Here is a 25,427-nt window from a genome sequence, read left to right as displayed (position 1 = left end):
GACCCGATGAGTACGCAGACCCTGGCGCACGCCGACGAGATCGCCTGGTTCGGCGAGACCTTCGCGACCATCGTCGACACCGTCGGCGAGGCGCTCATCGGCAAGCGGCGCGTCGTCCAGCTGTCCGTCGCCTGTCTCGCCGCGGGTGGGCACCTCCTCCTCGAGGACGTGCCGGGCACCGGCAAGACGAGCCTGGCCCGGGCGCTCGCCGGCTCGGTCCGCGGCAGCCACCAGCGCATCCAGTTCACCCCGGACCTCCTGCCGAGCGACGTCACCGGCGCGTCGATCTACGACCCGCGCCGGCAGGTCTTCGAGTTCCGGCCCGGACCGGTCTTCGCCAACGTCGTCCTCGCCGACGAGATCAACCGCGCCTCGCCGAAGACCCAGTCGTCCCTCCTCGAGGTCATGGAGGAGGGCCGGGTCACCGTCGACGGCGTGACCCACGACGTGCCGGACCCGTTCATGGTCATCGCGACCCAGAACCCGATCGAGCAGGCCGGCACCTACCGGCTGCCCGAGGCCCAGCTCGACCGCTTCCTCATGAAGACCGCGATCGGCTACCCGGACGCGGACGCGACCGTCGAGGTCCTCTCCGGCCTCGCCGTGCGCGACCGCGCCGCCGCGGTCCGGGAGGTCATCGACGGGGCCCAGGTCCTGCGGATGCGCGAGGTCGCGGGCTCGGTCCACGTGTCGCGTCCGCTGCTGCTGTTCGCGCAGGAGCTCGCCGAGGCCTCCCGCGCACACCGGCACGTGCGGCTCGGGCTCTCCGTGCGCGGGCTGCTCGGCTACGTGCACGCCGCCAAGGCCTGGGCGGCGGGCCAGGGCCGCAACTACGTCGTCCCCGACGACCTCAAGGACATCGCCGTGCCGGTCATGCAGCACCGGCTGCTCCTCGACGCCGACGCCGAGTTCGACGGCGTCACGGTGCTGGACGTCATCGACGAGTTGTTCGAGACCGTCACCCTGCCGGCGGGGGAGCGCTGACGACGTGACCGACCTGCGCCGCCTGCTCGACCTCCTCCGGGAGCGGTCCGTCGTGACCGCCACCGGATGGTGGGCCGCGCTCGTCGGTGTCGCCGCCCTCGTCACCGGGTGGCTCCTCGGGTGGGGCGAGCTGCGGGTCCTCGGGCTCGGCCTGCTCGTGCTGCTCGCCCTCGGGATGCTCATGGCCGCGGGCGGCTCGCGGGTGGGCCTCGAGCTCGACGTCCGGCCGGGGCGGGTCCGTCCGGGGGCCGACGCCGACGGCTCGCTCGTCGTCACGAACGGCCGCAGCCGCCGGGTGCCCCCGGCCGACCTCGAGGTCCCGGTGGGCGAGCGGCTCGAGGCGTTCCGGATGCCCTGGCTCGGCCCGGGCCTGCGGCTCAGCTTCCCCTTCACCATCCGCACCGAGCGGCGCGGGGTCATCGTCGTGGGCCCGGTGACGACAGTCCTCGGGGACCCGTTCGGGCTCGCCCGGCGCACGATCAACGCCTCGCGGGTCCTCGAGCTCTTCGTCCACCCCGTCGTCGTCCCGCTCCCCTCGCTCGACGCGGGGCTCGTCCGTGACCTCGAGGGGACCCCCACCTCGGACCCGTCCGTGTCGGACCTCGACTTCCACACGCTGCGCGAGTACCTGCCGGGCGACGACCGCCGCCACATCCACTGGCAGTCCTCGGCGCGGGTGTCGGCGGCCGCCGGGTCGACGACCCTCATGGTCAAGGGGTACACCGACACCCGGCGCTCGCACGTCGGCGTGCTCCTCGACGCCCGCTCCGCCCGGTACCCGGACGAGGAGACGTTCGAGGAGGCCGTCACCGCCGCGGCCTCCATCGCCGTGCGGGCCCTGCGGGACGAGATGGACGTGACGGTCGTCGCCGGCGCGCACGCGGTCGACCGGGCCGGGGTGGCCCGCACCCTCGACGGGTTCTCCCGGGTCGAGCCCGACCGCACGGCCCTGCCCAACCTCGCGGCCCGGCTGCACGGGCTCGCACCCGGGACGAGCATCGCCGTCGTCGTGACCGGTCCGGACACCCCGTTCTCCGAGGTCCAGCGGGTCGTGGGCCATCTCGGGGGTCACGTCCGGCTGCACGTCCTGCGGGTGGCGCCGGGCGAGCGGAGCTCGACGTCCACCGTCCTCGGCGTCACGTACCTCACGATGGGCTCGCTCGCGGACCTCGCCCGGCTCGTCCGCGTCGTGGAGGCGTCGTGAGCACGCCGACGACCCGCCGGGAGCGGGCGCGCCTCCGGCGCCGCCCGCTCGACCTCGCCGTCGACGCCGCGGGCGCGACCGTGCTCCTCGGTGCCGCGCTCAGCGTCCTCGTGGGCACGTTCGACGGCCCGGCCTGGGTCGTGACGACCGCGGTCGGGCTCGGCGTGGGTGTCGTGTCCGGGGCCGCGGTCGACCGGCTGCGGCTCCCGTGGTTCCTGCTCCCCCCCGTCCTCGCCGCTGTCGTGCTCGTGGCCGCGCCGCCGCTGACCCTGCGCGGCACGGCTGCCGGCGCGCTGCCGACGCCCTCGGCGTGGGCCGCCCTGGGCGAGACCCTCACCGAGGGCTGGCAGCGCCTGCTCACGACCCTGCCACCGCTGGACGGCGCCGGCCCGCTCAGCCTCCTGCCGTTCGTCCTGGCCCTGGTCGGCGGTGCGGCGACGACGCTGCTCGCCCTCCGCAGCACGGCCGCGTACCGCCCGATGGCCGTCCCGGCCGCGGTGTTCGTCGTCGCCGCCGCGCTCGGGGTGCTCACCCCGTCCGGCGTGGCCGTCCGCGGCGTCGCGGTCCTCGTCGCCGGGGTCGTCTGGGGGTCGGTGCGGGCCCGGCGGTCGGTCACCACGCACAGCGGGGCGCATCTCGAGCGGTTCGCCACGGCGGGCCTGCTCCTCACGGTCGCCTCGGTCGTCGTCCTGGCCGCGACCCCGGCGCTCGGCACCGAGCGCCGCACCGTCCTGCGCGAGCACGTCGTCCCTCCGCTCGCGACCACCGACCGCCCGAGCCCGCTCGCGGCCTTCCGGTCCTTCCGGCCCGTGGCGGACGACCTCGCGAACCTCGAGCTCGTGCGGGTCACCGGCCTGCCGCCGGGCACGCTCCTCCGGCTCGCGACGGTCGACACGTACTCCGGCACGGTCTGGGCGGCCGGGGACGCCGCTCCCGGGTCCCCGGGATCGTCCGGCGGCTTCCTGCGGGTCGGGGCGCGTATCCCCCGCCCGGACGGCGGGGAGGCGGCCAGCGCACGGGTCACCGTGGGCCCGGGGTGGGCGGGTCGCCGCGACCTGCGGGTCTGGCTCCCGACCCTCGGTGGCGAGACCCGGATCGCCTTCCGGGGCCCGGAGGCCCAGGACCGCGAGGAGGAGCTGCGCTACAACCTCGACACCGGGAGCGCCGTCATGCCCGGCGGGCTCGAGACGGGCGAGACCTACGTCCTCGACGAGCAGCTCGGTGCCCCGGCGGCCGTCCCGCCCGCCACCCCGCCGGTCGACCCCGTCCTCGCCCAGACCGCCGCGCGGCTCGTCGCGGCGTCCGGCCCGGCCGGCACCGACCCGCTGGCGCAGCTGCGTGCCGTGGCGACCCGGCTGCGCACGACCGGTGCGTACAGCGACGGAGGGCCGGGCGAGGAGACGATCCTCCCGGGGCACTCCCTCGGACGCCTCGCGACGTTCGTCGCCGAGCGCGAGCCGGCCGGCAACGACGAGCAGTTCGCCGCCACGCTGGCACTCACCGCGGCCTACCTCGGGATGCCCGCCCGGGTCGTCCTCGGAGCCGTGCCGGGCAGTGACGGCGTGGTCCGCGGCCAGGACGTCCGGGCCTGGGTCGAGGTCCACGAGGGCGGCACCTGGACCCTCCTCGCGCCCGACGAGTTCGTCCCCCCACGCGACCGGAAGCCGTCGCCGCGGGCCGTCCGCGAGCAGGACCGCAGCCGGGCCGCCGCGGTGCCCCCGCCGCTCGCGCAGCGCCCCCCGAGCAGCGAGGACGGCTTCTCGCTCGACGAGTCCACGAACGGGCGGAGCCGCACGACGGCGCCGGAGGTCGGGCCCGAGCTCCCGGTGTGGGCGCAGGTGGCGCTCGGCGCCGTGGGCGGACCCGCCCTGGCCGCCGCCCTGTGGACCGCGCTGCTCGTCCTCGGCAAGGCCGGGCGCCGGGCGGTGCGGTCCCGGCGCGGCCCCCCGGCCGTGCGTGCGGCAGCGGCCTGGCGGGACGTCGTCGGGACCCTGCGCGACGCCGGGTACGAGGTGTCCCTGCGGGACACCCGGCGCGAGGTCGCCCGGGCCGTGGGCGGCGAGGCCGTCGCGGACGCGGCGCGTGCCGTGGACGTCGCCACCTACGGACCCGCCGACGCCGACGACACCGTGGCCCGGCGGGCGTGGACCCACGCCGCGCGGGTGCGTAGCGACCTCGCGGAGCGCGTCGGGTGGCGCACCCGCTGGCGCCGGCACGTCAGCCTGGCCTCGCTGCTGCCCGAGCGGGCGGGCGTCCGGCTGCGGGTGCCGTCGGGCATCCACGCCGGACGGCTCGTCGCCGTCCGGTCAGCCCGCTGAGCCGCGGCGCCGCAGCCGTCCGAACCACCGGCGCCGAGGTGGCTCGGTGAACGGGGTCGGCCGCTCGGGGGCGAGGTCCACCGCGCCCGCGGCCGGCGCGTAGCCGCGGTGCCGGTCGGGTGGCCGGGCGACAGCGGGAGCGGGCGTCGGGGAGGGATCGGGCTCCGGGGCCCGCGGCGGGAGCGTGATGCGGATGGTCTGCGTCTGCGGTGCCGGCTCGGGATCGGCCGCGGGCGGTGCCCACGACCGGACCCGCTCCTCGAGCCCGGTCGAGACCCGCCGGTTAGCCGGCCGGACCGGCTCCGGGGGCCCGGGGACCAGGCGCGGCGCCTCGGTGGGGCCGTGTGGTCCCCACACCGCCCTGAGCCGGGACCGCGGGATGGTGTCGGCGTCCACCTCCGGGTCGTCGTCCACCACCGTCAGGCCTCTCCTCGGGTCCCTCGTCCGCCGGGGGTGGACTCTACCGACGGCGGGGTCCGGACGAGGCGGGTTCGGGGTGCCCGGTGGCCGTGCGGCTCGTGGACGGCTGCGGACGGACGTCCTCGCCACCGGGCATCACCGCGCCGGATCGCTAGGCTGCCGGGCGTGACGGACGAGACGCGAGAGGCCCCGCCCGGAGGGTGGCGGGAGGCCGTCGCCGCGGCGCGGGACGAGGGCTTCGCGTTCCTGGACTGGGTCACGGCCGTCGACCACACCGACGACGACGCCGCACCGGGCTTCGACGTCGTGTGCCACCTGCTCGACGTCGGCACCCCCGGCGCCCTGCGCGGGCTCCTCCTCACGACCCGGGTGGCGGACGGCGAGCCGGTCCCGTCCCTCACCGGCGTCTTCCCGGGTGCGGCCTGGCACGAGCGCGAGACGCACGAGATGTTCGGCATCCCGGTCGAGGGCTTCGACGACGGCACCGGTCTCGGCCTGCGGCCGCTCCTCCTGCCCGACGGCTTCGAGGGCACCCCGCTGCGCAAGTCCTTCCGGCTCGCGGCCCGGGCGAGCAAGCCGTGGCCCGGCGGCAAGGAGCCCGGGGAGGGGCACGACTCCGCCCGCTCGCCGAGCCGCAGGCGGGTCCAGGCCCCGGGCGTGCCGCCGCCGGAGTGGGGTCCGCGATGACCCTCCTCGAGGCCGCCCTGCGGGCCGCGGCCGCCCTCGCGGCGTTCCTCGTCCTGCCGCTGCTCGTCGGGCAGGCCGAGCACAAGGTCATGGCGCACATGCAGGGCCGGCTCGGCCCGATGTACGCCGGCGGCTTCCACGGCTGGGCCCAGCTCGTCGCCGACGGCGTGAAGTTCGTGCAGAAGGAGGACCTCACGCCCGCGGCCGCCGACCGCTGGGTCTTCCGGCTCGCCCCGGCCGTGGCCCTCGTCCCGTACCTCGTCGCGCTCGCGACCGTGCCGGTGCACCCCGGTGTCGCCGCGGCCGACGTCCCCGGGTCGGTCGTCCTCGTCCTCGCGGCCACCTCGGTCGGCGCCCTCGGCACGCTCATGGCCGGCTGGTCCAGCGCGAACAAGTACTCGCTCATCGGCGGCCTGCGGGCGGCGGCCCAGCTCGTCTCCTACGAGCTGCCGATCGTGCTCGCGGTCGCCTCGGTCGCGCTCGCCGGCGGCTCGCTCTCGCTGCTGGGCCTCGCGGACGCCTGGACGCCGTGGTGGCTGCTCTGGCAGCTCCCGGGCGCGGTCGTGTTCCTCGTCGCGGCCGTCGCCGAGCTGCAGCGCCCACCGTTCGACATGCCGGTCGCCGACGCCGAGATCGTCATGGGCGCCTGGACCGAGTACACCGGGCTGCGCTTCGCGTTCTTCCTGCTCGCCGAGTACGCCGGGATCGTCGTCATGTCGCTGCTCTTCGCCGTCCTCTGGCTCGGCGGCTGGCACGGCCCCCTCCCGGAGGCGCTCGGCTGGCTGTGGACCCTCCTCAAGGGGCTGGTCGTCGCGCTCGTCGTCGTCTGGGTGCGGGTGGCCTGGCCCCGGCTGCGCGAGGACCAGCTGCAGCGGCTGGCCTGGGTGTGGCTCGTGCCGCTCGCGCTGCTCCAGCTCGTGCTCACCGGCGCCGGGGTGGTGGCGGGATGGTGACCGCCGACGACCGCCGGGGCCGCGGCGGGCTGCCGGGCGTCCTCAAGGGGCTTGCGACCACTGCGCGCACCGCGATGCGGCCGAGCCACACCGCCGAGTACCCGGACGTCGCGCCGTCCCTGCCTCCGCGCAGCCGCGGCGTCATCGCGCTCCTCGAGGAGAACTGCACCTCGTGCATGCTCTGCGCGCGCGAGTGCCCGGACTGGTGCATCTACATCGACTCGCACAAGGAGACGGTCCCGGCGACGACCCCCGGCGGCCGAGAGCGCCAGCGCAACGTCCTCGACCGCTTCGCCATCGACTTCTCGCTGTGCATGTACTGCGGCATCTGCATCGAGGTCTGTCCGTTCGACGCCCTCTTCTGGAGCCCGCAGTTCGAGTACGCCGAGGTCGACATCCGCGACCTGCTCCACGAGAAGGACCGGCTCGGCGGCTGGATGGCGACCGTCCCGCCCCCGCCGGCCCTCGACGAGGGCTCCGCGCCGCCGGCCGAGGTCACCGCCGCGAGCCGCCCGCCGCGGGGTGCCCGGGGAGGGCGCCCGTGACCCCGCTCGACGTCGCGTTCGCCGCCTGCGGGCTGCTCGCCGTGGTCGGCGGCGTGCTCGCGGTCTCGACCCGGCACGTCGTCCGGGCCGCGCTGTGGCTCGTCGTCGCCCTGCTCGGGGTGGCCGGCGCGCTGCTCGTGCTCGGCGGCGAGCTCGTCGCGCTCGTCCTCGTCCTCGTGTACGTCGGCGCGGTCGTCGTCCTCGTCCTCTTCGCGCTCATGCTGACCCGCGCGCCGATCGGCCCGGACCGCGCGCACGCCGCCGGACCGTGGCGCGCCGCCGGCGCCGCCGCCCTCGGCGCCGCCACCGCCGGGCTCCTCGCGACGGTGCTCGTCCCGCTCGCGGACGGCACGGTCGCGGTCGCGGACGTGCCGTCCTCCGCCGTCGCCGAACAGCTCTTCGGCACCTGGGTGTGGCCGTTCGAGCTGCTGTCGCTCCTCCTGCTCGCGGCCCTCGTCGGCGCACTCGCCGTCGCCCGGTCCCGGCCCGCGCCGTCCGGCGCAGCCGCCGGGGAGGCCGCCGGGGAGGTCCCGTGATCCACCTCGCCGGTCCGTACCTGCTCGCCGCCGTCCTCGTCGGCACCGGCGTCGCGGGCGTCGCCGTGCGCCGCAACGCCGTCCTCGTCCTCGTGGGCGTCGAGCTCGTCCTGAGCGGCGGCCTCGTCCTGCTCGTCGCCGCGCAGGCCTCCGGCGGCGACCGCTGGGCGGCCGGCAGCGTGCTCCCGCTCTTCGTCATCACCATCGCGGCGGCCGAGGTCGTCGTCGCGCTGGCCGTCGTCCTCGCCGTCTTCCGTCGGCGGGGGTCCATCGACCTCGACCTCCCGGGCGCCGCCGGGGACGCGGGCCGATGACGCCCTGGCTCGTCGTCGGGCTCCCGGCGCTGGCCGCGGTGCTCGGCGTCGCGGTGCGGCGCGACGACCGCCTGGCCGGCGCGGTGGCCGTCGGTGCCGCTGCCGTCACGCTGCTCCTCGCCGGCATCGCGTGGGGCCTCGCCGGGCGTCCCACCACCGTCTCCCCGGGGCCGCGGCTGCGCGCGGGGGAGCTGCTCGTCCCGCTCGACCTCCTCAGCGACCCCACCCGCGCAGCCCTCGCGACCGTGGTCGTGCTCGTCGCGCTCGCCGTGCAGGTCTACTCGACGTGGTACCTCGCCACGGACGACCGGTACGGCCAGTTCGCGGCCACCGTCTCGCTCTTCACCTCGGCGATGCTGCTCGTCGTCCACTCCGGCGACCTGCTCCTCACCGTCGTCGGGTGGGAGGTCATGGGGTGGTGCTCCTACCTCCTCGTCGGGCACTGGTCCCGGCGGCCGAGCGCCCGGCGGGCCGCGCTCAAGGCGTTCCTCGTCACCCGGGTCGCGGACATCGGCTTCGTGCTCGGCGTCGTCGGGCTCGCGGCCGGAGCCGGGACCACCTCCCTCGCCGCCGTGCTCGCCGCGTGGGACCGCCCGGACGCGTGCGTCGACGCAGCACTGGCCGACGGCTCGACCGTGGGGGCCGCGCTGACCGCCTGCGAGGCGCCGGACGCCCGGGTCCGGGCGCTCCTGCTCGTCCTGCTCGTCATCGGGGTCCTCGGCAAGTCGGCGCAGGTGCCGTTCCAGGACTGGCTCGCCGACGCGATGGAGGGCCCGACCCCGGCGAGCGCCCTCATCCACGCCGCGACGATGGTCGCGGCCGGCACGGTCGTCCTCGCCTCGGTCTACCCGGTGTTCGCCGACAGCCCGACCGCCCGGTGGTTCCTCGGCCTCGCGGTCTCGGTGACCATGCTGCTCGGGGCGCTGCTCGCCTTCGCGCAGAGCGACCTCAAGCGGATGCTCGCGTGGTCCACCGTGAGCCAGGTCGCCGTCATGCTCGCGGGCGTCGCGGCCGCACCCGCCGAGGCGGGGCCGGACGCCGGGCTGTTCCACCTCTGGGCGCACGCCCTGTTCAAGTCCCTCCTCTTCCTCGCCGTCGGCTGGGCCGCGCTCGCCGCGGGCGGGACGCTCGCGGTCGCGCTGCGCGGTGCCGCCGGTGCGGCGCCGGTGCTGCGGGTCGCCTTCGCCGCCGGGTTCCTGTCCCTCGCCGGTGTGCCGCTCGTCGTGGGCGGCCAGTCCAAGGAGCACGTGCTCGCCACCGTCTGGGACGGCGCCGTGGCGGTCGACGGCCCCGGCCTGCTCGTGCTCGTCGCGCTCGTCCTCACCTCGGCCGTCACCGCCGCCTACAGCACCCGGGGCTACCTCGTCCTCACCGTGCACACCCGGCAGCGCCCCAGCGCCGGACGGGTGCCGGTCGCGGTGACCGTGGTGCTCTGGCTGCTCGTCGGGCTGTCCGTCCTCGGCGGTCTCGTCGTCGTCACCGGGGCGTTCCGGCTGGCCCCCATCTCCCTCCTGTGGCTGCTCCTGACGACCCTCGTCGTCGGGGTCGGCGTCGCGGTCGCGCTGCGCGGCGGTCTCGACCGCGACCCGGCCGACGTCCTCGCCCGGCGCCTCGTGCCCGTGGCCGACCGCGGCCTCGGGGCGGACGCCCTCTACCGCCGCCTCGTCGCCCGCCCGGTCCTGCGTCTGGCCCGCGTCGTCGCCTTCGTCGACACCGAGGTCGTCGACGCCTACGTCCGGGGTTCCGCCGTCGCCACCCGTGCCACCGGCTGGGCCGGTGAACGTCTGCACCGTGGCGAGCGGCCGAGCGCCGGGGTCGGTCTCGTCCTCGGGGCCGTCGTCGTCCTCGGCGGCCTGGGGGTGGTCCTGTGGTCGTGAGCCTGCTCCTCGCGCTCCCGGCCGCGGCCGGGCTGTGGCTGGTCAGCGGGGGACGCGCCCTGGGAGTCCGACCCGCGAGGCTGCTCACCGCGGTGACGGCCGCGCTGACGCTCGGCCTCGCCGTGGCGGTCGTGGTGCTCGGCGCCGAGGTCGACCGGCCGTGGCTGCCCGAGCTCGGGGTCCGGTGGTCCTTCGGCGTCGACGGCGTCTCGACGCCGCTGCTCCTCCTCACGGCGGGCATCGGGCTCCTCGTCGCGCTGCACGCGTGGGTCGAGGTGCCGGCCGGGGGCTCCCCGGCGACCTTCCTCGGCTGCCTGCTCGTCGTCGAGGCCGGGGCCCTCGCGACCTTCGCCGCGCGCGACGCCGTCCTCTTCCTCGTCGCCTTCGAGGTCGTGCTCGTCCCGATGTGGGTCCTCGTCGGACGCTACGGGGACCCGCACGACCCCCGGGCCCGCACCGAGGCGGCCCAGCGCTTCGTCCTGTACACGGCGGTGGGGTCGACGACGATGCTGCTCGGCATCCTGCTCCTCGTCGCCTCGGCCGGCACGGCCGACCTGCGCGCGCTCGCCGGTGGGGCCGGGCTCGGCACGGGTGTCCAGCTCGGGGTCGCGGTGCTCCTCGTCGTCGGGCTCGCGGTCAAGGTGCCCGTCGTCCCGCTGCACACCTGGCTGCCTCCCGCCCATACGACGGCTCCCACCGCCGGGTCGGTGCTCCTCGCCGCGGTGCTGCTCAAGATGGGCACGTACGGCCTGGTCCGGCTGCCCGTCGCGAGCGTCCCGGAGGGCTTCGGCGTGCTGGCCCCGGGATTCGCGGTCGCCGGCGCGGTCGGGGTCGTCTGGGGCGGGCTCGTCTGCCTCGTCGAGCGCGACCTCAAGCGGCTCGTGGCGTACTCGTCCGTCGCGCACATGGGGTTCGTCGTCCTCGCGCTCGCCGCGGGGTCGCAGACCGGGCTCCAGGCCGCGCTGTACGGCAACGTCGCGCACGGCGTCGTCTCTGCCCTGCTCTTCGTGCTCGTCGGCGGGCTCAAACACCGGTGGGGGGACGTCGACCTCGCCGTGCCCCGGCCGGCCCTGCGCGAGACCTCGCCGCGGCTCGGCTTCGTCCTCGTCCTCGGGCTCGCCGCGAGCCTGGGGCTGCCCGGCCTCGCCGGGTTCTGGGGCGAGGTGCTGGCGGTGTACGCGGCCTGGGCCCCGGCGGACGACCGGCCCCGCGTCGTCCTCGTCGTCTGTGCCGTCGTCGCCGCGGTCGGGGCGGCCCTCGCCGCGGCCTACTCGCTGCGGGTGGCGGGCATCGTGTGGGTCGGGGACCGGCCCGACCCGGACGTCGCCCGGACCCCCGACACGAGCGGGATGGAGCGCTGGATCCTCGCCGCCCTCGCGCTCGCCGTCGTCGTCCTCGGGGTCGCACCGATGCTCGTGATGTCGGTGACGGCCGACGCCGTCGCCGGGGTGGTGGGGGCCCGGTGAGCGCGCTCGTCTCGGTCGACTGGCTCGTCCTCGCCCCGGCGCTCGCCCCCGCTGCGGGGGTCGTCCTCGTCCTCGCGGGCGACGCGCTCGCGGGGGGACGGGCCGGTCGCTGGGCCCTGCCCCTCGCGGCCGTGACGCTCGTCGTGGGAGCCGGGCTCGCGCTCCGCGGCACCGTCGCCGGGGCCGACGCGCCGCTGCGCACGCTCTGCCTCCCCGCGCCGGACGGCGCCTGCCTCTGGACCGCCGGCCCGCGCACGAGCACCCTGCAGGCGGCGGTGCTGCTCGCGGCGGCCGCCGGCCTGGCCCTGCTGCACGACGGCCGGCCGCGGCCCCGGGACGGTGCGGTGACGGCGACGCTGCTGCTCGCCGCGACGACGGGTGGCGTGGCGGTGGCGGCCGCCCGTGACCTCGGCACCTGGCTCGTCGCCCTCGAGCTGGCCACCGTGCCCGCGGTCGCCCTCGTCGCCCTGCGGGGCAGCCGGCCGGCCGTCCACGGGGCGCTCAGCCTGCTCGTCACGTCCCTGGCGTCCTTCGCGCTCCTCGTCCTCGGCGCCGCGCTGTGGCTCACCGCCACCGGGGACGCCGCGTTCTCCAGGCCGAGCGCGGCGGCCGCGTGGGCCGTGCCCGAACAGCGGGCCGTCCTCCTCCTCGCGGTCACCGTGCTCGTCGCCGGGCTCGGCTTCAAGCTCTCCCTCGTGCCCTTCCACGCGTGGACCCCCCAGGCTTACGCGACGACCGACCTCGGCACGGCGCTCTTCCTCGCGACGGCCTCGAAGCTGTCCGCCGTCGCCGCGCTCCTCGTCGTCGCGGGGGCGCTCGTCGACCTCGGCGGCGCCACCACCCCGGTCGTCCTCGTCCTCGGGCTGCCCGCCGTGGCCTCGCTGCTCCTCGGGACCGTCGTCGCACTCCGCCAGGACGACCCCGTCCGGCTCCTCGCGTGGTCGACGATCGCCCAGGCCGGATGGGTGCTCGTCCCCCTCACGGCGCTCTCGGACGCCGGTGCCCGGGCGGCCGCGGCCTACGTGCTCGCCTACGCCGCGGCGTCCGCCGTCGCGTTCGCCGTCCTGTCCCGCACCGGCGCCCGCACGCTCGAGGCGACCCGCGGGCTCCTGCGCCGCGAACCCCTGGCCGGCGGGGCGCTGCTGATCGCGCTGCTCGTCCTCGCCGGGCTGCCGCCGGGGGTGATCGGCCTCGTGACCAAGATCCTCGCCCTCTCGGCGCCGGTGACCGCGGGTGTCTGGCCGGTCGCGCTCGCCGGGGTCCTCGCCGTCGTGCTCGGCATCGCGGTCTACCTGCGGTGGGTGGCGGTGCTGCTCGGCGCCGGCACCACCCCGACGGCGCTCGAGGAGCCGGGGACGGGGCGGCGCCGGTCCTCGGTGGTCGTGCTCGTCCTCGGCGGGGTCGTCCTCGTCGTGACCAGCGCCCTGCCGCACGTCCTCCTCGCGTCCGCCTCCTGACTCACGGAACTACCGGGCGCATCGGGAGCGTTGACCGGGCATGCACAACCATTTCAACGGCCTCAAGACCGCCGCGCTCCTCGGCGGCCTGTGGGCCCTCCTGCTCGCGATCGGCTGGTTCCTCGCCCAGGGCACCGGGAGCAGCGTGTTCATCCTCGTCTTCGCGCTCATCGGCGTGGGCACGACGTTCTACGGCTACTGGAACTCGGACAAGCTCGCCATCAAGGCGATGCACGCCTACCCCGTGACCGAGGCGCAGGCGCCCGCGATGTACCGGATCGTCCGCGACCTCTCCACGAGCGCGAACAAGCCGATGCCGCGGCTGTACGTCTCACCCACCCAGGCACCGAACGCCTTCGCCACCGGGCGCAACCCCGAGAACGCCGCCGTCTGCTGCACCGAGGGCATCCTCGGGCTGCTCGACGAGCGTGAGCTGCGCGGCGTGCTCGGCCACGAGCTCATGCACGTCTACAACCGCGACATCCTCACCGGCTCGGTCGCGGCGGCGATCGCGGGCGTCATCTCCTCGATCGGCCAGTTCTTCATGTTCAGCGCGATGTTCGGCGGCGGCAGCGACGAGGACCGCAACCCCATCGCGGGCCTGGCCCTCGCGCTCCTCGCCCCGATCGCCGCGCTCGTCGTGCAGATGGCCATCTCCCGCACCCGCGAGTACGACGCCGACGAGGACGGCGCCCGGCTCACCGGCGACCCGCTCGCCCTCGCGAGCGCGCTGCGCAAGCTCGAGCTCGGCGTGGCCAGGGCACCGCTCGCCCCGACCCAGAAGGTCGTCAACGCGAGCCACATGATGATCGCCAACCCGTTCCGCGCCCAGGACGTCTCGCGGCTGATGTCCACCCACCCGCCGATGGCGGAGCGCATCGCCCGCCTCGAGCAGATGGCCTACGGCCACCGGATCGAGCCCTGACGCGCCCGCTGCCCGGGCCTTCAGCGCTCGGGCAGCCCGGCCGCGGCGTCGTCGTAGTACGCCCGGTTGCGCAGCCCGGCCGCGGCCGCCTCGTCGAGGCACACGACGGTGTCCGGGTGCCACTGGAGGACCGACGCCGGGACCGACGCGGTGAGCGCGCCCTCGAGCGCGGACGCGACGGCCTCCGTCTTCGCCTCGCCCGTCGCGACGAGGACGAGCCGCCGCGCGGCGAGGATCGTCCCCAGCCCCTGGGTGAGGCAGTGCGTGGGGACGTCGTCGAGGCCGGTGAAGAACCGCGCGTTGTCCTGCCGGGTCCGCTGCGAGAGCCGCTTGACCCGGGTCCGTGAGGTGAGCGCCGAACCGGGCTCGTTGAAGCCCAGGTGGCCGTTCGCGCCGATCCCGAGGACCTGGACGTCCACCCCACCGAGCTCGCGGATCCGCTGCTCGTACGCGGCCGCGGCCCGCTGCAGCGCCGCGAGGTCGGGCACCGTCCCGTCCGGCACGGCGAGCCGCTCCGGGTCGAGGCCGACGACGTCGCACACCTCGCGCAGCAGCACCTGCCGGTAGCCCTCCGGATGGCCGGGCGGCAGGCCCACGTACTCGTCGAGGGCGACGCCGTGCGTCCGGGAGAAGTCGGCTCGGCCCTCCTGCACGGCCCGCCCGAGCTCGCGGTAGAGCCCGAGCGGCGAGGAGCCGGTGGCGAGCCCCAGCACCGGGTCGCCGTCGGCGCCGGCCAGCCCCTCGAGGACGACCTCGGCCGCGCGCGACGCCGCCTCGTCGGGGGTGCTGCTGACGAGAACCTCCATCCGAACCCCTCTACGCGGTCGCGAGGTCGGCCGTGACCGGCGGGGGCAGCAGCGCCGCACCGACGGCCGCGACGGGCGTCTCGTGGTCGAGCAGGCGGAACCGCGTCGCCAGCCCGAGCCGGGCGAGGAACGGGGACGTCGCGGCGCGCTCCTCGATGTCGGACCGGACGGCGCTGCCGAGCGCGGACGCGTCGCGGGTCAGCCCCCCGCCGACGACGATGAGCTCGGCGCCCGCGAGGACGAGGACCTGGACGGCGAGGGCGATGCCGTGCGCGAGCGTCGCGACGACCCGGCACGCGGCCTCGTCACCCTGCTCGGCCGCCGGGAAGAGCTCGGCAGCGGGGCGCGACCACATCCGGGACAGGGCCCGGCCGGAGGCCACGGTCTCGAGGCAGCCGGTCTGCCCGCACGAGCACGGCTCGCCGGACCCGACCGGCAGGTGGCCGATCTCCCCGGCCGCGCCACCGGCACCCCGGATGACCGAGCCGTCGTGGACGATCGCCGCGGCCAGGCCGGTCCCGACGTTGAGGTAGGCGGTGGTCGCCGCACCGGTGCCCGGCCGGACGACGTGGTGCGCGCCGAGCGCCGCGGCCTTGACGTCGTTGTCGACACTGGGCCGGCGGCCGGTGGCCGCCTGGATCCCCCCGGCGAGGTCGAGCGTCGCGACGTCGAGGTTGACCGCGTGCCGGACGACGCCGGAGCCGGGGTCGACGAGGCCGGGCATGCACGCCCCGACACTCGTCACTGCGCCCCAGCCGCCCACGGCGGAGGCGACCTCGTCGGCGACGGCGACGGCGGTCGCGAGGGTCTCGGTGGGCCCCTTCCCGGACGGTGAGGAGGCATGGGTCAGGACGGCCCCGTCCTCGCCCAGGACGAGGGCGGCGGTCTTCGTCCCCCCGATGTCGATGCCGAGCCTCATCCGGACACCTTCCCACCGAGCATGCCGAGGAGCACCTCGGCGACGGCGGGGCTGCCGCCCCAGGTCTCGACGTCGGCTCCGCCACGGGGCCAGCCGGACTCGACGACGAGCACACGGTGGCCGGACTCCCGGAGCCGTGCCACCGTGCCGTGCGCGTGGTGGTCCGGACCCAGGCCGCGGCCGACGACGGCGACCTTGGCACCCTGCGCGACGTCGGCCTCGGCGACCGTCCGGCCGAGGGCGGCCGGACCCCAGGCCACCGTGCCGACGGCCAGGTTGGCACGGGACTCGACCTGGACGACGGCGAGGGGTGCCGGGTCGTCGACGAAGTCGGCGACGGCCGGGGAGGTCGCGAAGGTGGCGGCGACGGCGGCGTCCGGCACGGCCGGTCCGGTGCCGGCGGGATGCGGGGCGGGCTCGGGACGCCAGCGGAGGGCGAGGGCGCGGACCCGGGCGGCTGCCTCCTCGACCCGCTCACCCGGCAGCCGGCCGGAGCGCACGGCCTCGAGGACGGCGGACCGGGTCCGCTCGAGCAGCTCCCCGCCGGTGTCCGGGCCGAGGCAGAGGAGGTCGACCCCGGCGGCCAGGGCCCGGACCGCGGCCTCGGGGATACCGGTCTCGGCGCTCGCCCCCGCCATGTCGAGGGCGTCGCTCACGACGACGCCGGAGAAGCCGAGGTCCTCGCGGAGCAGCCCGAGGACGGTGGGCGAGAACGTCGCCGGCCGGTCTGGGTCGAGGGCGGTGAGCACGATGTGCGACGTCATCACCGCCGCGACCCCGGCGTCCACGGCCGCCCGGAACGGGGCGAGCTCGCGCTCGCGCAGCACCTCGGCGGGAGCCGTGACCGACGGCAGGTCGTGGTGGGAGTCGGCGACGGTGTCCCCATGCCCCGGGAAGTGCTTGGCGCACGCGGCGACGCCCGTGCCCTGGAGCCCCTCGACCCAGGCGGCCCCGTGCCGGGCGACGAGCGCGGGGTCGGCGCCGAGGCTGCGCACCCCGATGACCGGGTTCTGCGGCGAGGAGTTGACGTCGAGGACCGGTGCGAGGTCCAGGCCGATGCCGAGCGCGGCGAGCTCGGCGCCGATCGCGGCCGCCGCGGCACGGGTGACGGCGGGGTCGTCGATGCGGCCCAGGACGGCGTTGCCCACGGCGGTCGACCCCTGGGGGTAGTGGACGCGGGTGACGTCGCCGCCCTCCTCGTCCGCTGCGACGAGCACGCCGGGCAGCGTCTCGCGCAGGGAGGCGCATACCTCCTCGACGCCGCCGTGGGGGCCGACGTTGTGGCCGTAGAGACACACCGACCGCAGGCCGTCGTCGCGGGCGGCGACGAGCCAGTCGGGGACCTGCGTCCCCGCGAACCCCGGCTGGAGCGTCGCGGTGACGTCCTCGGCGAGGCTCATCCCTTGACCGCCCCTCCGACGAGGCCGCTGCTCATCCGGCCCTGCACGACGAGGAAGAAGACGATGACCGGCACCGCGACGAGCGTCGAGGCCGCCATGACCTGGCCCCAGTCGGTCTCCCGGGTCGCGCTGGCCTGGACGAACCCGCGCAGCCAGAGCGGCAGGGTGCGCGAGTCCTCGGCGGTCATGACGACGAGGGCGACGGTGAACTCGTTCCACGCCTGGAGGAAGGCGTAGACACCGGACGCGACGAGCCCCGGCGCGAGGAGGGGGAAGGTGATCCGCAGGAACGCCTGGGTGCGGGAGAGGCCGTCGACCATCGCGGCCTCCTCGAGCTCGGCCGGTACCCCGGCGACGAACCCGCGCAGCATCCAGATCGTGAACGGGACGACGGCCGCGGTGTACAGCACGGCGAGCCCGAGGGCGTGGTTGAGCAGCCCGAGCGAGGACATCATCTTGTACTGCGCGATGAAGAGGCCCTCGGCGGGGAGCATCTGGATGAGCAGCAGGGCGAGGACGAACGAGGAGCGTCCGCGGAACCGGAACCGGCTGATCGCGAGCGCCCCGAAGAAGGCGACGACGATCGCGGCGACGACCGTCGTCAGCGTCACGACGAGCGACACCCCGAGGGCCCTGAGGAAGGCGGGGTCGTCGACCACGGCGGAGAAGTTGCGCAGCGAGCCGCCGAACGGCACGAAGGTCGGGGTCGTGCTCTGCAGGACGACGTTCGGCAGGAACGCCGAGTTGAGCATCCAGTAGACGGGGAAGGCCCAGACGAGCGAGACGACGAGGGCGAGGACGGAGAGGAGCACCCGGGAGGTGCGGTGGCGGCGCATCAGGACTCCTGGGCCATGAGGGAGCGGACGTAGTACCAGCTGAGGGCGATGGTGAGGACGAGCATGAGGACGCTGACCGCGCTCGCCGTCCCGAAGTCGCCGGTGCCGGTGCCGAGCCGGTAGACGTACGTGCCGAGCAGGTCGGTCTCGCTCGCCACGGAGCCGGCGTCCTGGAGGATCTTGATCTGGGTGAACACCCGCAGGTCCCAGATGAGCTGCAGCAGCAGCACGATCGAGATGACCGGGGCGACGAGGGGGAGCACGATGTGCCGCAGCCGCCGGAACCACCCGGCACCGTCGAGCTGGGCGGCCTCGAGGACGTCGGGGCTCAGCTGGGTCAGCCCGGCGTAGACGCTGAGCGCGATGAACGGCACGCTCATCCACACGACGATCGCCGAGGCGATGACGAAGAACGAGGTCGGCTGGGCGAGCCAGTTGTGGCCGTAGGCGCTCTCGACACCCACCTCGACGAGGAGCCAGTTGAGCACGCCGCGGCGCCAGTCGACGAGCCACACCCAGACCGTCATCGCGGCGACGATCGGCATGGCCCAGGCGACGAGCAGACAGACCTGGAGCACGAGCCGGGCCCAGCGGGGCACGGCGTCCATGAGGAGGGCGATGAGCCCGCCGACCACGACGCTGACCAGCGCGGTGACGACGCAGAACACGACCGAGCGGACGACGACGGTCCACAGCGAGGGGTCGGTGACCAGGGCGACGTAGTTGTCGACACCGACCCAGGGGGCCGGTGCGCCGAACTGCTGCATGAGCCCGTACCGGCGCAGGCTGGTCACGAGCTGCCACGCGACGGGGTAGCCGAGGGCGGCGAGCAGCAGGACGAGGGTCGGCAGGGTGAGGAGGTAGGGGAGGCGGCGAGAGCTCCGCGAGGACATGGTGGGGTTCCCTCGGTCGGTACGGGGGCGGGTGGGCTGACCGGGGCGTCGGTCCGGGGGCGCGGTGGCCACGCCCGGGGCGTCCCCGGTGCCGGGAGCGGTCACCGGCACCGGGGAGCGGCTCACTGGGCGTTGAGCATCGGGGTGATCTTGGCGTCGTACTCCTGCGCGAGGGCCGTGAGGTCCTTCGCGTCGCGGATCTTGCCGAAGAACTCCTCGAGGACCAGCGCCGACTCGACCGCGGCCCAGCCCGGAGCGGCCGGGGTCAGCTTCGAGTTGCTCGCCGAGTCGATGAGCGCCTGGGCGAACTCGTCGTCACCGAGCGAGCTGACGTAGTCCGAGTTGGCCGGGCCGAGGCCGGCGCCACCGAGCATCTTCTGGTACTCCTCGGAGAAGATGATCCGCATGAGCTCCTTGGCGAGCTCGGGGTTCTTCGTCTGCGCCGAGACCGCGATGTTCGAGCCACCGGCGAAGACCGGGGCCGGGTTGCCGTCCGTGCCGGGCAGCGGGAAGACGCCGAAGGTGGAGTCGTCCCACTCGCGGACCTGCTCGCCGTCCTTCTCGGCGAGCTCGCCGATCGACCAGTGCGCCCAGCCCGGGGCCATGATCGTCGCGGCGGCGAGGGAGGTCTTGCCGGCGGCCTCACCGTTGTCGTCGGTGATGGTGTCGCTGTCGTTGATGTACAGCCACGGCGACTGGTCCTTGGCGTCGGCCGGGGCCTGGCTCGCGTCCTGGTAGATCTTCTGCAGCTGCTCCAGGCCCTTCACCGAGCTCGGGTCGGCGAGGGTCGAGACCCACTGGCCGTTCTCCTTCTTGGCGAGGTCACCGCCGTTGGCGAAGATCCAGGAGATGCCGTTGCGCCAGTCCTGGCCGCCGATGAAGAAGCCGGAGAAGTTCTTGATGTCCCGCGGGTTGTCCTGCGCGATCGTGGCGACGGCGCTGTTGAACTCGTCGAGCGAGGTGGGCTCCGCGACGCCGGCCTCCTTCCACAGGTCCTTGCGGACGAACATGTAGCGCGAGCCGAAGTAGTAGGGGAGCGCGTACTTCGTGTCGTCGACCGAGCCGGCCTCGACGAAGGACTGCAGGAGCTTGTCGCCCCCGAGCTCGTCGTACATGTCGGTGAGGTCCATGAACGCACCGACGTTGGTGAACGTCGGGCTCTGGGTGTTGCCGACCTCGACGACGTCAGGGGTGTTGTCGGCGTCGGGCAGGGCGGTGGTCAGCTTGGGGATGAGGTCGCCCCAGGACTGCTCCTCGATGGCCAGCGTCGCGCCGGTCCGCTCCTTGAAGGTGTCCGTGAGGTAGGTGCGCAGCTCGTCCGGGGTGTCGCCGCCGGCGACCCACATCGTGACGGTCTTGTCCGCGTTGGCGGCGGTGTCGGTGGGGTCGGGCGTGGCTGCGTCGGTCCCGCCCGAGCAGGCGGAGAGAACGAGGGCCGCGCCGGTGAGAGCGACAAGGGGTAGGCGCCGGAGCATCTCGATGGTTCCTTTCGGGTGGTGGCGGGGCCGGGTGGCCCCCTGGGGAGGGGTCAGACGACCCCGAGCCGGTCCCAGAGGACCAGTGCCGCCGCGCCACGCAGGACGATGTCGTCCGGGTGGGTGGCGAGACGGACGACGAGGGGCCCGTCCGGGCTGGGCAGGAGCCGCTCGGACAGGCCGTCGGCGACGACCGGCACGAGGGGCTCGAGGAGCTCGGGCGGCCCGGCGAGCACGACCTCCGAGAGGTCGAGCGCGGCGACGAGCGGTGCGAGGGCGACGGCGAGGCGGCGGCCGCCGACGGTGACGACGTCGTCGGGGTCGGCGGCGTCGAGCGCGGCGCGCAGACGGGGGACGGAGAGCCACGTCTCGAGGCAGCCGCGCCGCCCGCAGGAGCAGGGCTCCCCGACGTCGGTGCCCACGGTGACGTGCCCGATCTCACCGGCGGCGTGGTGCGCGCCCACGACCCGGCGGCCGCCGCTGACGATGCCGCAGCCGACGCCGCGTCCGACCTGCACGAGGACGAGGTCCTCGCTGCCGGGGGAGGAGCTGAGCTCGGCCTGCGTCGCGGCGTCGGAGTCGTTCGTCACGAGGACCGGCAGGCCGGTGGCGTCGCTCACGAGGTCGTGCAGGGCGACGTCGGTCCAGCCGAGGTTCGGTGCCGTGCGGACCGAGCCCCGGGCGTCGACGACGCCCGGCGTGCCGATGCCGATCCCGAGGACCGGGTGGGGGGCGGTGGCGAGGACGCTCCGGACGAGCTCGACGACGACGCCGGGGTCGACCCCCCGTCCGCTCTCGGTGTCCACGGCGGCCTCGCGCACCTCGAGGTGGAGCATCTCGCCGGTGATGTCGACGACCGCGGCCTGCAGCCGGGCGGGCACCGAGAGGTCGACGGCGACGGTGAGGAGCCCGGCCGGGTCGAGGTCGACGAGCGTGGCGGGCTTGCCGGGGCCCTGCTGGGCCGCGGTGCCCGCGTCCCGGACCCGGCCCTCGGAGATGAGCTCCGCGACGAGGTCGGACATCGTCACCTTCGTGACCCCGACCTCGCGGGCCAGCTGCGCGCGGCTGCTCGGACCGAGCCGGCGCAGGGTCTGCAGCACGAGCGAGAGGTTCTGCCGCCGTCCGTCCGCGGGCAGGACGGCCGCAGAGGTGCGGACGCGGCGCGGGGCGTTCATGAGCGGTTAGTAAAGGTTACTAACTAAATCTCCGCAAGAGTCGTGACCGGATCGTGACCTGGCGGCCTCGCCGCGGGCGTCAGGGTTCGACTCCGTACGCGCGCGCCAGGGCTGCACGCCGCTCGCCGGCGAGCGGCGCGGGCCGCCCGGTGCGGCGGTCCACGTGCACGTGGACGAACCGTCCGGTCGCCGCCGCGAGCTGCTCGTCCGGCCCGAACACCGCGACGTCGTAGGTGACGCTGCTGCCGCCGAGCCGGGTGACGCGCACGCCGACCTCGACGACCCCGGGGTAGGCGAGCGCGGCGTGGTAGCGGCACCCGCTCTCCACGACGTAGAAGACCTCGGGGTCGGCGAGCGGGTCGAACCCGGTCTCCTCGGTGAGGGCGAGGTTCACGGCGCTGTCGAAGAGCCCGTAGTAGAGGGCGTTGTTGAGGTGGCCGAACTGGTCGTTGTCGGCCCAGCGGGTGCGGAAGTCGGTGAACCGGACGTACGAGCCGCGCTCCCGGGGGACGTCGTCGAGGCTCACGGCACGAGCACCTGGCGGACGACGCGGCCGTGGGAGAGGTCGTCGAGGGCGGCGTTGACCTCGCCGAGCGGACGGCTGGGGGCGAGCAGCCGGTCGACCGGGAGCCGGCCACGCCGGAAGAGCTCGACGTAGCGGGGGACGTCCCGGACCGGCACCGCGCCCCCGACGTAGCTGCCCTTGAGCGTGCGCTCCTCGGCGACGAGCGAGAGGTGCTGGAGGGCCATCGTCCGGTCGGGGTGGGAGAGGCCCGCGGTGGTCGTCGTGCCGCCGCGGCGGGTCACCGCGTAGGCGGTCTCGAGAGCGGCGACCGCGCCCGCCGTCTCGACGGCGTGCTCGACCCCGCCACCGGTCGCGGCGCGGACCTGCGCCACGCACTCGGGGTCCGCGGCGTCGTAGGTGTCCGTCGCGCCGAGCTCGAGCGCGAGGTCCCGCTTGGCGGGGTCGAGGTCGATCGCCACGACCCGGCGGGCGCCTGCGGCGAGCGCGCCGAGGAGCGCGGCCAGCCCCACCCCGCCGAGACCCACGACAGCGACGGACTCACCGGCCCTGACCTGCGCGGTCGTCACGACGGCGCCAACCCCGGTGAGCACCGCGCAGCCGAACAGTGCGGCGTGCTCCGGGGGGAGCTCGGGGTCGACCCGCACGAGCGAGCGGCGGTGCACGACGGCGTGCTCCGCGAAGCAGGAGACCCCGAGGTGGTGGTGGACCGGGGTCCCGTCGGGGCGCCGCAGCCGGACGTTCCCACCCGTGAGCGTGCCCGCCGTGTTGGCCGCGGCGCCCGGCTCGCACAGGGCGGGACGACCCTCGGCGCACGGCGGACAGGCGCCGCAGCTGGGTACGAAGACGGTGACGACGCGGTCGCCCACGGCGAGGTCGTCGACGCCGGCGCCGAGCGCCTCGACGACGCCGGCGCCCTCGTGGCCGAGGGCCATCGGGACGGGGCGGGGGCGGGTGCCGTCGACGACCGAGAGGTCGGAGTGGCACAGCCCCGCGGCCTCCACCCGGACGAGGACCTCGCCCGGGCCCGGCTCGTCGAGCTCGAGGTCCTCGACGACGAGGGGCGTGGACGCGACGAAGGGGGCTGTCGCGCCGATGGACTGGAGCACGGCCGCACGCATGCCCGAAACCCTAGCGACGGCAGCCCGCGAGCCACGGGTGCGGAGCGCACAGAGCGCCTCGTGCGCACGGCCCCACCGCGGGTCTGGTGCAATGGCCCGATGCGCTCCCTCACCCGCGCGGAGGCCACCGCCCGCGCCGCCCTCGTCACCGTCGAGGCGGTCGACCTCGAGCTCGACCTCGACCGCGGGGCCGAGACCTTCGGGTCGCGGACCGTCCTGCGCTTCACCTCCCGGGAGCCGGGGGCGAGCACCTTCGCCGACGTCCGGCCGGTCACCCTCCACCGGGCCGTGCTCAACGGTCGCGAGCTCGACCCGGCCGCGCTCGACGGCGGCCGCCTGCCGCTGACCGACCTGGCCGCGGAGAACGTCCTCGAGGTCGAGGCGACCATGCGCTACAGCCACGACGGCCAGGGGCTGCACCGCTCCACCGACCCCGCGGACGACGAGGACTACGTCTACGGGCACCTGTTCCTCGACGCCGCACCGACCGTCCTCGCATGCCTCGACCAGCCGGACCTCAAGGCGCCCTACACCGTCCGTGTCCGGGCCCCCGAGCACTGGAGCGTGCTCGGCAACGGGGGTGCCAGGCGGGTGGCGCCGGGTCGCTGGGAGCTCGCGACGACGCGGCCGCTCGCCACCTACTTCGTCACCGTGTGCGCCGGCCCGTGGGCGTCGGTCACCGCCGAGCACGACGGCATCCCCCTCGGTGTCCACGCCCGCCGCTCGCTGGAGCCGCACCTGCGGGCCCGCGCCGACCACCTGCTGGACACCACCCGCACCTGCCTCGACCACTACCACCGGCTGTTCGACCTCCGGTACCCCTTCGGCGAGTACCACCAGGTCTTCGTCCCGGAGTTCAACGCCGGCGCGATGGAGAACCCCGGGTGCGTGACGTTCCGGGACACCTACGTCTTCCGGGGCGCCGTCACCCCCGACCAGCAGCTCACCCTCGACAGCACGGTCGCGCACGAGATGGCGCACATGTGGTTCGGCGACCTCGTGACGATGCGCTGGTGGGACGACCTGTGGCTCAACGAGTCCTTCGCGGAGTACATGGCGTACCGGGCGGTGACCGACGCCCTCGGTGCGCCCGAGGCCTTCGTCGAGTTCGGGATCGTCCGCAAGCTGTGGGGCTACGCGGCCGAGCGCTCGCCGAGCACGCACCCGGTGGCGGGCTCCCCGGCACCGGACGCCCTCTCGGCGCTGCAGAACTTCGACGGCATCTCGTACGCCAAGGGCGCGTCGGTGCTGCGCCAGCTCATCGCGCACATCGGGGACGACGCCTTCGTCGCCGGGGTCGGGGCCTACCTGCGCGAGCACGCCTTCGGCAACGGTGAGCTCGGACAGTTCCTCGCGGCGATGGAGACCGCGGCCGGGCGCCCGCTCGACGCCTGGGCGCAGGCGTGGCTGCGGACGGCGGGGGCCGACCGGGTGGCCGTCGACCGCGGCACCGGAGTCGTCACCCGGACCGTGCCCGCGGCCCACCCCGCGGACCGGCCGCACGCCCTCGATGTCGCGGCCTTCGACGGCGCCGCCGAGGTGTTCCGGGCCGACGTCACGCTCGCGGGCGACCCGGTGACCGTCGAGGGTCTCGCCGGCGTCGCGCCGACGGCGCTCGTCGTCCCGAACGCGGCCGACCTGACCTGGGCCGAGGTCGTCCTCGACGACACGACGCTCGCCCTGCTGCCCGACCGGCTGGCGCAGGTCCCGGACCCGGTCGCCCGCCAGGTCGTCTGGACGGCCCTGCTCGGGCAGATGGCCCGTGCCGAGGTCGACCCGCGCCTCGTCGTCGACACCGTGGCCGGGGCGTGGCCGCTCGAGGACGACGCCGCGGTGCTGTCCAGGGTCCTCCTCGTCGCGGACGAGACCGTGGTCGGCCGCTTCCTCCCGCCACCGGAGCGTGCGGACGCCCGCCGCCGGCTCGCTGCCGCGGCGGACGCGCTCGGCGAGCGGTCGCGTGCCGTCGACGGGCGGGCCGGGGACGCCCTCGCGCTCGTGGCGGCCCGGTCCTGGGTGCGCTTCGGGACGGACGAGGACCGGCTGCGGCGCTGGGCGGTGGGAGAGGGCCTGCCCGCGGCCCTGGCCGACGACGACGACTTCCGCTGGCTCGTCCTGCGCCGGCTCGCGACCCTGGGCGCCCTGACCGATGCCGAGGTCGACGCCGCGGAGGCCGCAGACCGCTCGCTCGCGGGCCGGCTCGCCGCGCTCGGGGTGCGGGCCGTGCGTCCGACGCCGGAGGCGAAGCGCTGGGCCTGGGAGATGCTGCGCGACGACCCGGCCCTGTCGAACTACGGGGCCCTGTCGCTGGCCGCGGCCTTCTGGGTGGCCCCGGACCCGGAGCTCGTGCGCCCCTACGTCGACCGGGTCGGGGACCTGCTCGTCCACCTCTCGGAGCGGATGGGGGAGGACGCCGTCGAACGGGTCGCGACCCTGCTGCACCCCGGCTCGCTCGTCGAGGAGGCCTCGCTGGACGCCTCCACCGCGCTCCTCGCGCGGGACGACCTCACGCCCGGGGTGCGGCGCTCGCTCGTCGATGCCGACCACGCGCTGCGCGAGGCCCTCGCCGGCCGCCGCCGCTACGACCCCCGCTGAG

The 25,427-nt window shown here is 75.5% G+C and carries 23 protein-coding genes; 13 read left to right on the top strand and 10 right to left on the bottom strand.

The genetic code is table 11. The annotated features are described in order from the left end of the window. Positions 1 to 6: 6 nt before the first annotated feature. Genes JQN72_RS11690 through JQN72_RS18920 form a run of 3 tightly spaced genes read left to right on the top strand, consistent with a single transcriptional unit; the run spans position 7 to position 4,506 of the window. A complete protein-coding gene (locus JQN72_RS11690; protein WP_204135369.1) occupies positions 7 to 984 on the top strand; it encodes a MoxR family ATPase in 978 nt (325 codons plus the stop codon). Positions 985 to 988: 4 nt separating this feature from the next. Then, on the top strand, positions 989 to 2,188 hold the full coding sequence (locus JQN72_RS11685; RefSeq protein ID WP_204135368.1) for a DUF58 domain-containing protein: 1,200 nt from the start codon (positions 989 to 991) through the stop codon (positions 2,186 to 2,188). Further along, positions 2,185 to 4,506 (top strand): transglutaminase domain-containing protein, encoded by a 2,322-nt coding sequence (locus JQN72_RS18920; protein ID WP_204135367.1) that lies wholly within the window; start codon positions 2,185 to 2,187, stop codon positions 4,504 to 4,506. Before JQN72_RS11685 ends, JQN72_RS18920 begins: the two co-directional genes overlap by 4 nt. Here JQN72_RS18920 and JQN72_RS11675 read toward each other — a convergent pair. Continuing rightward, positions 4,495 to 4,923 (bottom strand): hypothetical protein, encoded by a 429-nt coding sequence (locus tag JQN72_RS11675; protein WP_204135366.1) that lies wholly within the window; start codon positions 4,921 to 4,923, stop codon positions 4,495 to 4,497. The genes JQN72_RS18920 and JQN72_RS11675 overlap by 12 nt on opposite strands. A 168-nt stretch (positions 4,924 to 5,091) precedes the next feature. Between JQN72_RS11675 and JQN72_RS11670 the strand changes: the two genes are divergently transcribed. From JQN72_RS11670 to htpX, 9 genes are all read left to right on the top strand, one after another. Further along, entirely contained in the window at positions 5,092 to 5,613 is a 522-nt protein-coding gene (locus JQN72_RS11670; protein WP_204135365.1) for an NADH-quinone oxidoreductase subunit C, read from the top strand. After that, entirely contained in the window at positions 5,610 to 6,566 is a 957-nt protein-coding gene (locus JQN72_RS11665) for a complex I subunit 1 family protein (protein ID WP_204135364.1), read from the top strand. The genes JQN72_RS11670 and JQN72_RS11665 overlap by 4 nt, the downstream gene beginning before the upstream one ends. Before the next feature lie 74 nt (positions 6,567 to 6,640). Beyond that, positions 6,641 to 7,111 carry a 4Fe-4S binding protein gene (locus JQN72_RS11660; protein ID WP_239100559.1) on the top strand — a complete coding sequence of 157 codons (471 nt, stop codon included), beginning with the start codon at positions 6,641 to 6,643 and terminating at the stop codon, positions 7,109 to 7,111. Then, the gene (locus JQN72_RS11655) at positions 7,108 to 7,647 is read left to right on the top strand and encodes an NADH-quinone oxidoreductase subunit J (RefSeq protein ID WP_204135362.1); all 540 of its coding nucleotides are present in this window, start codon (positions 7,108 to 7,110) and stop codon (positions 7,645 to 7,647) included. Before JQN72_RS11660 ends, JQN72_RS11655 begins: the two co-directional genes overlap by 4 nt. Next, positions 7,644 to 7,961: an NADH-quinone oxidoreductase subunit NuoK gene (gene nuoK, locus JQN72_RS11650; protein WP_204135361.1), complete on the top strand. Its 318-nt coding sequence runs from the start codon at positions 7,644 to 7,646 to the stop codon at positions 7,959 to 7,961. The genes JQN72_RS11655 and nuoK overlap by 4 nt, the downstream gene beginning before the upstream one ends. Next, complete coding sequence (locus JQN72_RS11645) at positions 7,958 to 9,838, top strand: NADH-quinone oxidoreductase subunit L (RefSeq protein ID WP_204135360.1); 1,881 nt, start codon at positions 7,958 to 7,960, stop codon at positions 9,836 to 9,838. Before nuoK ends, JQN72_RS11645 begins: the two co-directional genes overlap by 4 nt. Beyond that, a complete protein-coding gene (locus JQN72_RS11640) occupies positions 9,835 to 11,304 on the top strand; it encodes an NADH-quinone oxidoreductase subunit M (RefSeq protein WP_307812637.1) in 1,470 nt (489 codons plus the stop codon). Before JQN72_RS11645 ends, JQN72_RS11640 begins: the two co-directional genes overlap by 4 nt. Further along, positions 11,301 to 12,761, top strand: a complete 1,461-nt coding sequence (locus JQN72_RS11635) for a proton-conducting transporter membrane subunit (RefSeq protein WP_204135358.1) — start codon at positions 11,301 to 11,303, stop codon at positions 12,759 to 12,761. Before JQN72_RS11640 ends, JQN72_RS11635 begins: the two co-directional genes overlap by 4 nt. Before the next feature lie 40 nt (positions 12,762 to 12,801). Continuing rightward, the gene (htpX, locus tag JQN72_RS11630) at positions 12,802 to 13,686 is read left to right on the top strand and encodes a zinc metalloprotease HtpX (protein ID WP_204135357.1); all 885 of its coding nucleotides are present in this window, start codon (positions 12,802 to 12,804) and stop codon (positions 13,684 to 13,686) included. 20 nt (positions 13,687 to 13,706) lie between these two features. Here the strand turns inward: htpX and JQN72_RS11625 are convergent, their stop codons facing one another. The 9 genes from JQN72_RS11625 to JQN72_RS11585 all read right to left on the bottom strand — a co-directional run bounded on the left by JQN72_RS11625 (position 13,707) and on the right by JQN72_RS11585 (position 22,834). Then, on the bottom strand, positions 13,707 to 14,492 hold the full coding sequence (locus JQN72_RS11625; protein WP_204135356.1) for a glucosamine-6-phosphate deaminase: 786 nt from the start codon (positions 14,490 to 14,492) through the stop codon (positions 13,707 to 13,709). A gap of 10 nt (positions 14,493 to 14,502) precedes the next feature. Next, positions 14,503 to 15,411 carry an ROK family protein gene (locus tag JQN72_RS11620; protein ID WP_204135355.1) on the bottom strand — a complete coding sequence of 303 codons (909 nt, stop codon included), beginning with the start codon at positions 15,409 to 15,411 and terminating at the stop codon, positions 14,503 to 14,505. Next, positions 15,408 to 16,811 (bottom strand): glycoside hydrolase family 3 N-terminal domain-containing protein, encoded by a 1,404-nt coding sequence (locus JQN72_RS11615; RefSeq protein WP_204135354.1) that lies wholly within the window; start codon positions 16,809 to 16,811, stop codon positions 15,408 to 15,410. The genes JQN72_RS11620 and JQN72_RS11615 overlap by 4 nt, the downstream gene beginning before the upstream one ends. Further along, positions 16,808 to 17,647, bottom strand: coding sequence for a carbohydrate ABC transporter permease (locus JQN72_RS11610; protein ID WP_204135353.1), 840 nt, complete (start codon positions 17,645 to 17,647; stop codon positions 16,808 to 16,810). Before JQN72_RS11610 ends, JQN72_RS11615 begins: the two co-directional genes overlap by 4 nt. Beyond that, positions 17,647 to 18,540 (bottom strand): carbohydrate ABC transporter permease, encoded by an 894-nt coding sequence (locus tag JQN72_RS11605; RefSeq protein WP_204135352.1) that lies wholly within the window; start codon positions 18,538 to 18,540, stop codon positions 17,647 to 17,649. The genes JQN72_RS11610 and JQN72_RS11605 overlap by 1 nt, the downstream gene beginning before the upstream one ends. 122 nt (positions 18,541 to 18,662) lie before the next feature. Then, complete coding sequence (locus tag JQN72_RS11600; RefSeq protein WP_204135351.1) at positions 18,663 to 20,015, bottom strand: extracellular solute-binding protein; 1,353 nt, start codon at positions 20,013 to 20,015, stop codon at positions 18,663 to 18,665. 53 nt (positions 20,016 to 20,068) lie between these two features. Continuing rightward, complete coding sequence (locus JQN72_RS11595) at positions 20,069 to 21,190, bottom strand: ROK family transcriptional regulator (protein ID WP_204135350.1); 1,122 nt, start codon at positions 21,188 to 21,190, stop codon at positions 20,069 to 20,071. A 79-nt stretch (positions 21,191 to 21,269) separates the two neighbouring features. Beyond that, positions 21,270 to 21,716 carry a thioesterase family protein gene (locus JQN72_RS11590; protein ID WP_204135349.1) on the bottom strand — a complete coding sequence of 149 codons (447 nt, stop codon included), beginning with the start codon at positions 21,714 to 21,716 and terminating at the stop codon, positions 21,270 to 21,272. Beyond that, positions 21,713 to 22,834 (bottom strand): alcohol dehydrogenase catalytic domain-containing protein, encoded by a 1,122-nt coding sequence (locus JQN72_RS11585; protein WP_204135348.1) that lies wholly within the window; start codon positions 22,832 to 22,834, stop codon positions 21,713 to 21,715. Before JQN72_RS11585 ends, JQN72_RS11590 begins: the two co-directional genes overlap by 4 nt. A gap of 99 nt (positions 22,835 to 22,933) precedes the next feature. On the opposite strand from JQN72_RS11585, the gene pepN reads away from it, so the two are divergent. Further along, positions 22,934 to 25,426: an aminopeptidase N gene (pepN, locus tag JQN72_RS11580; RefSeq protein WP_204135347.1), complete on the top strand. Its 2,493-nt coding sequence runs from the start codon at positions 22,934 to 22,936 to the stop codon at positions 25,424 to 25,426. The last annotated feature ends 1 nt before the right edge of the window (position 25,427 follow it).

It is taken from the genome of Phycicoccus sp. CSK15P-2 (assembly GCF_016888005.1).
GTDB lineage: Bacteria > Actinomycetota > Actinomycetes > Actinomycetales > Dermatophilaceae > Phycicoccus.
Note: the sequence above shows the minus strand (reverse complement) of the source record. Positions and strands in the feature narration are given on the sequence as shown.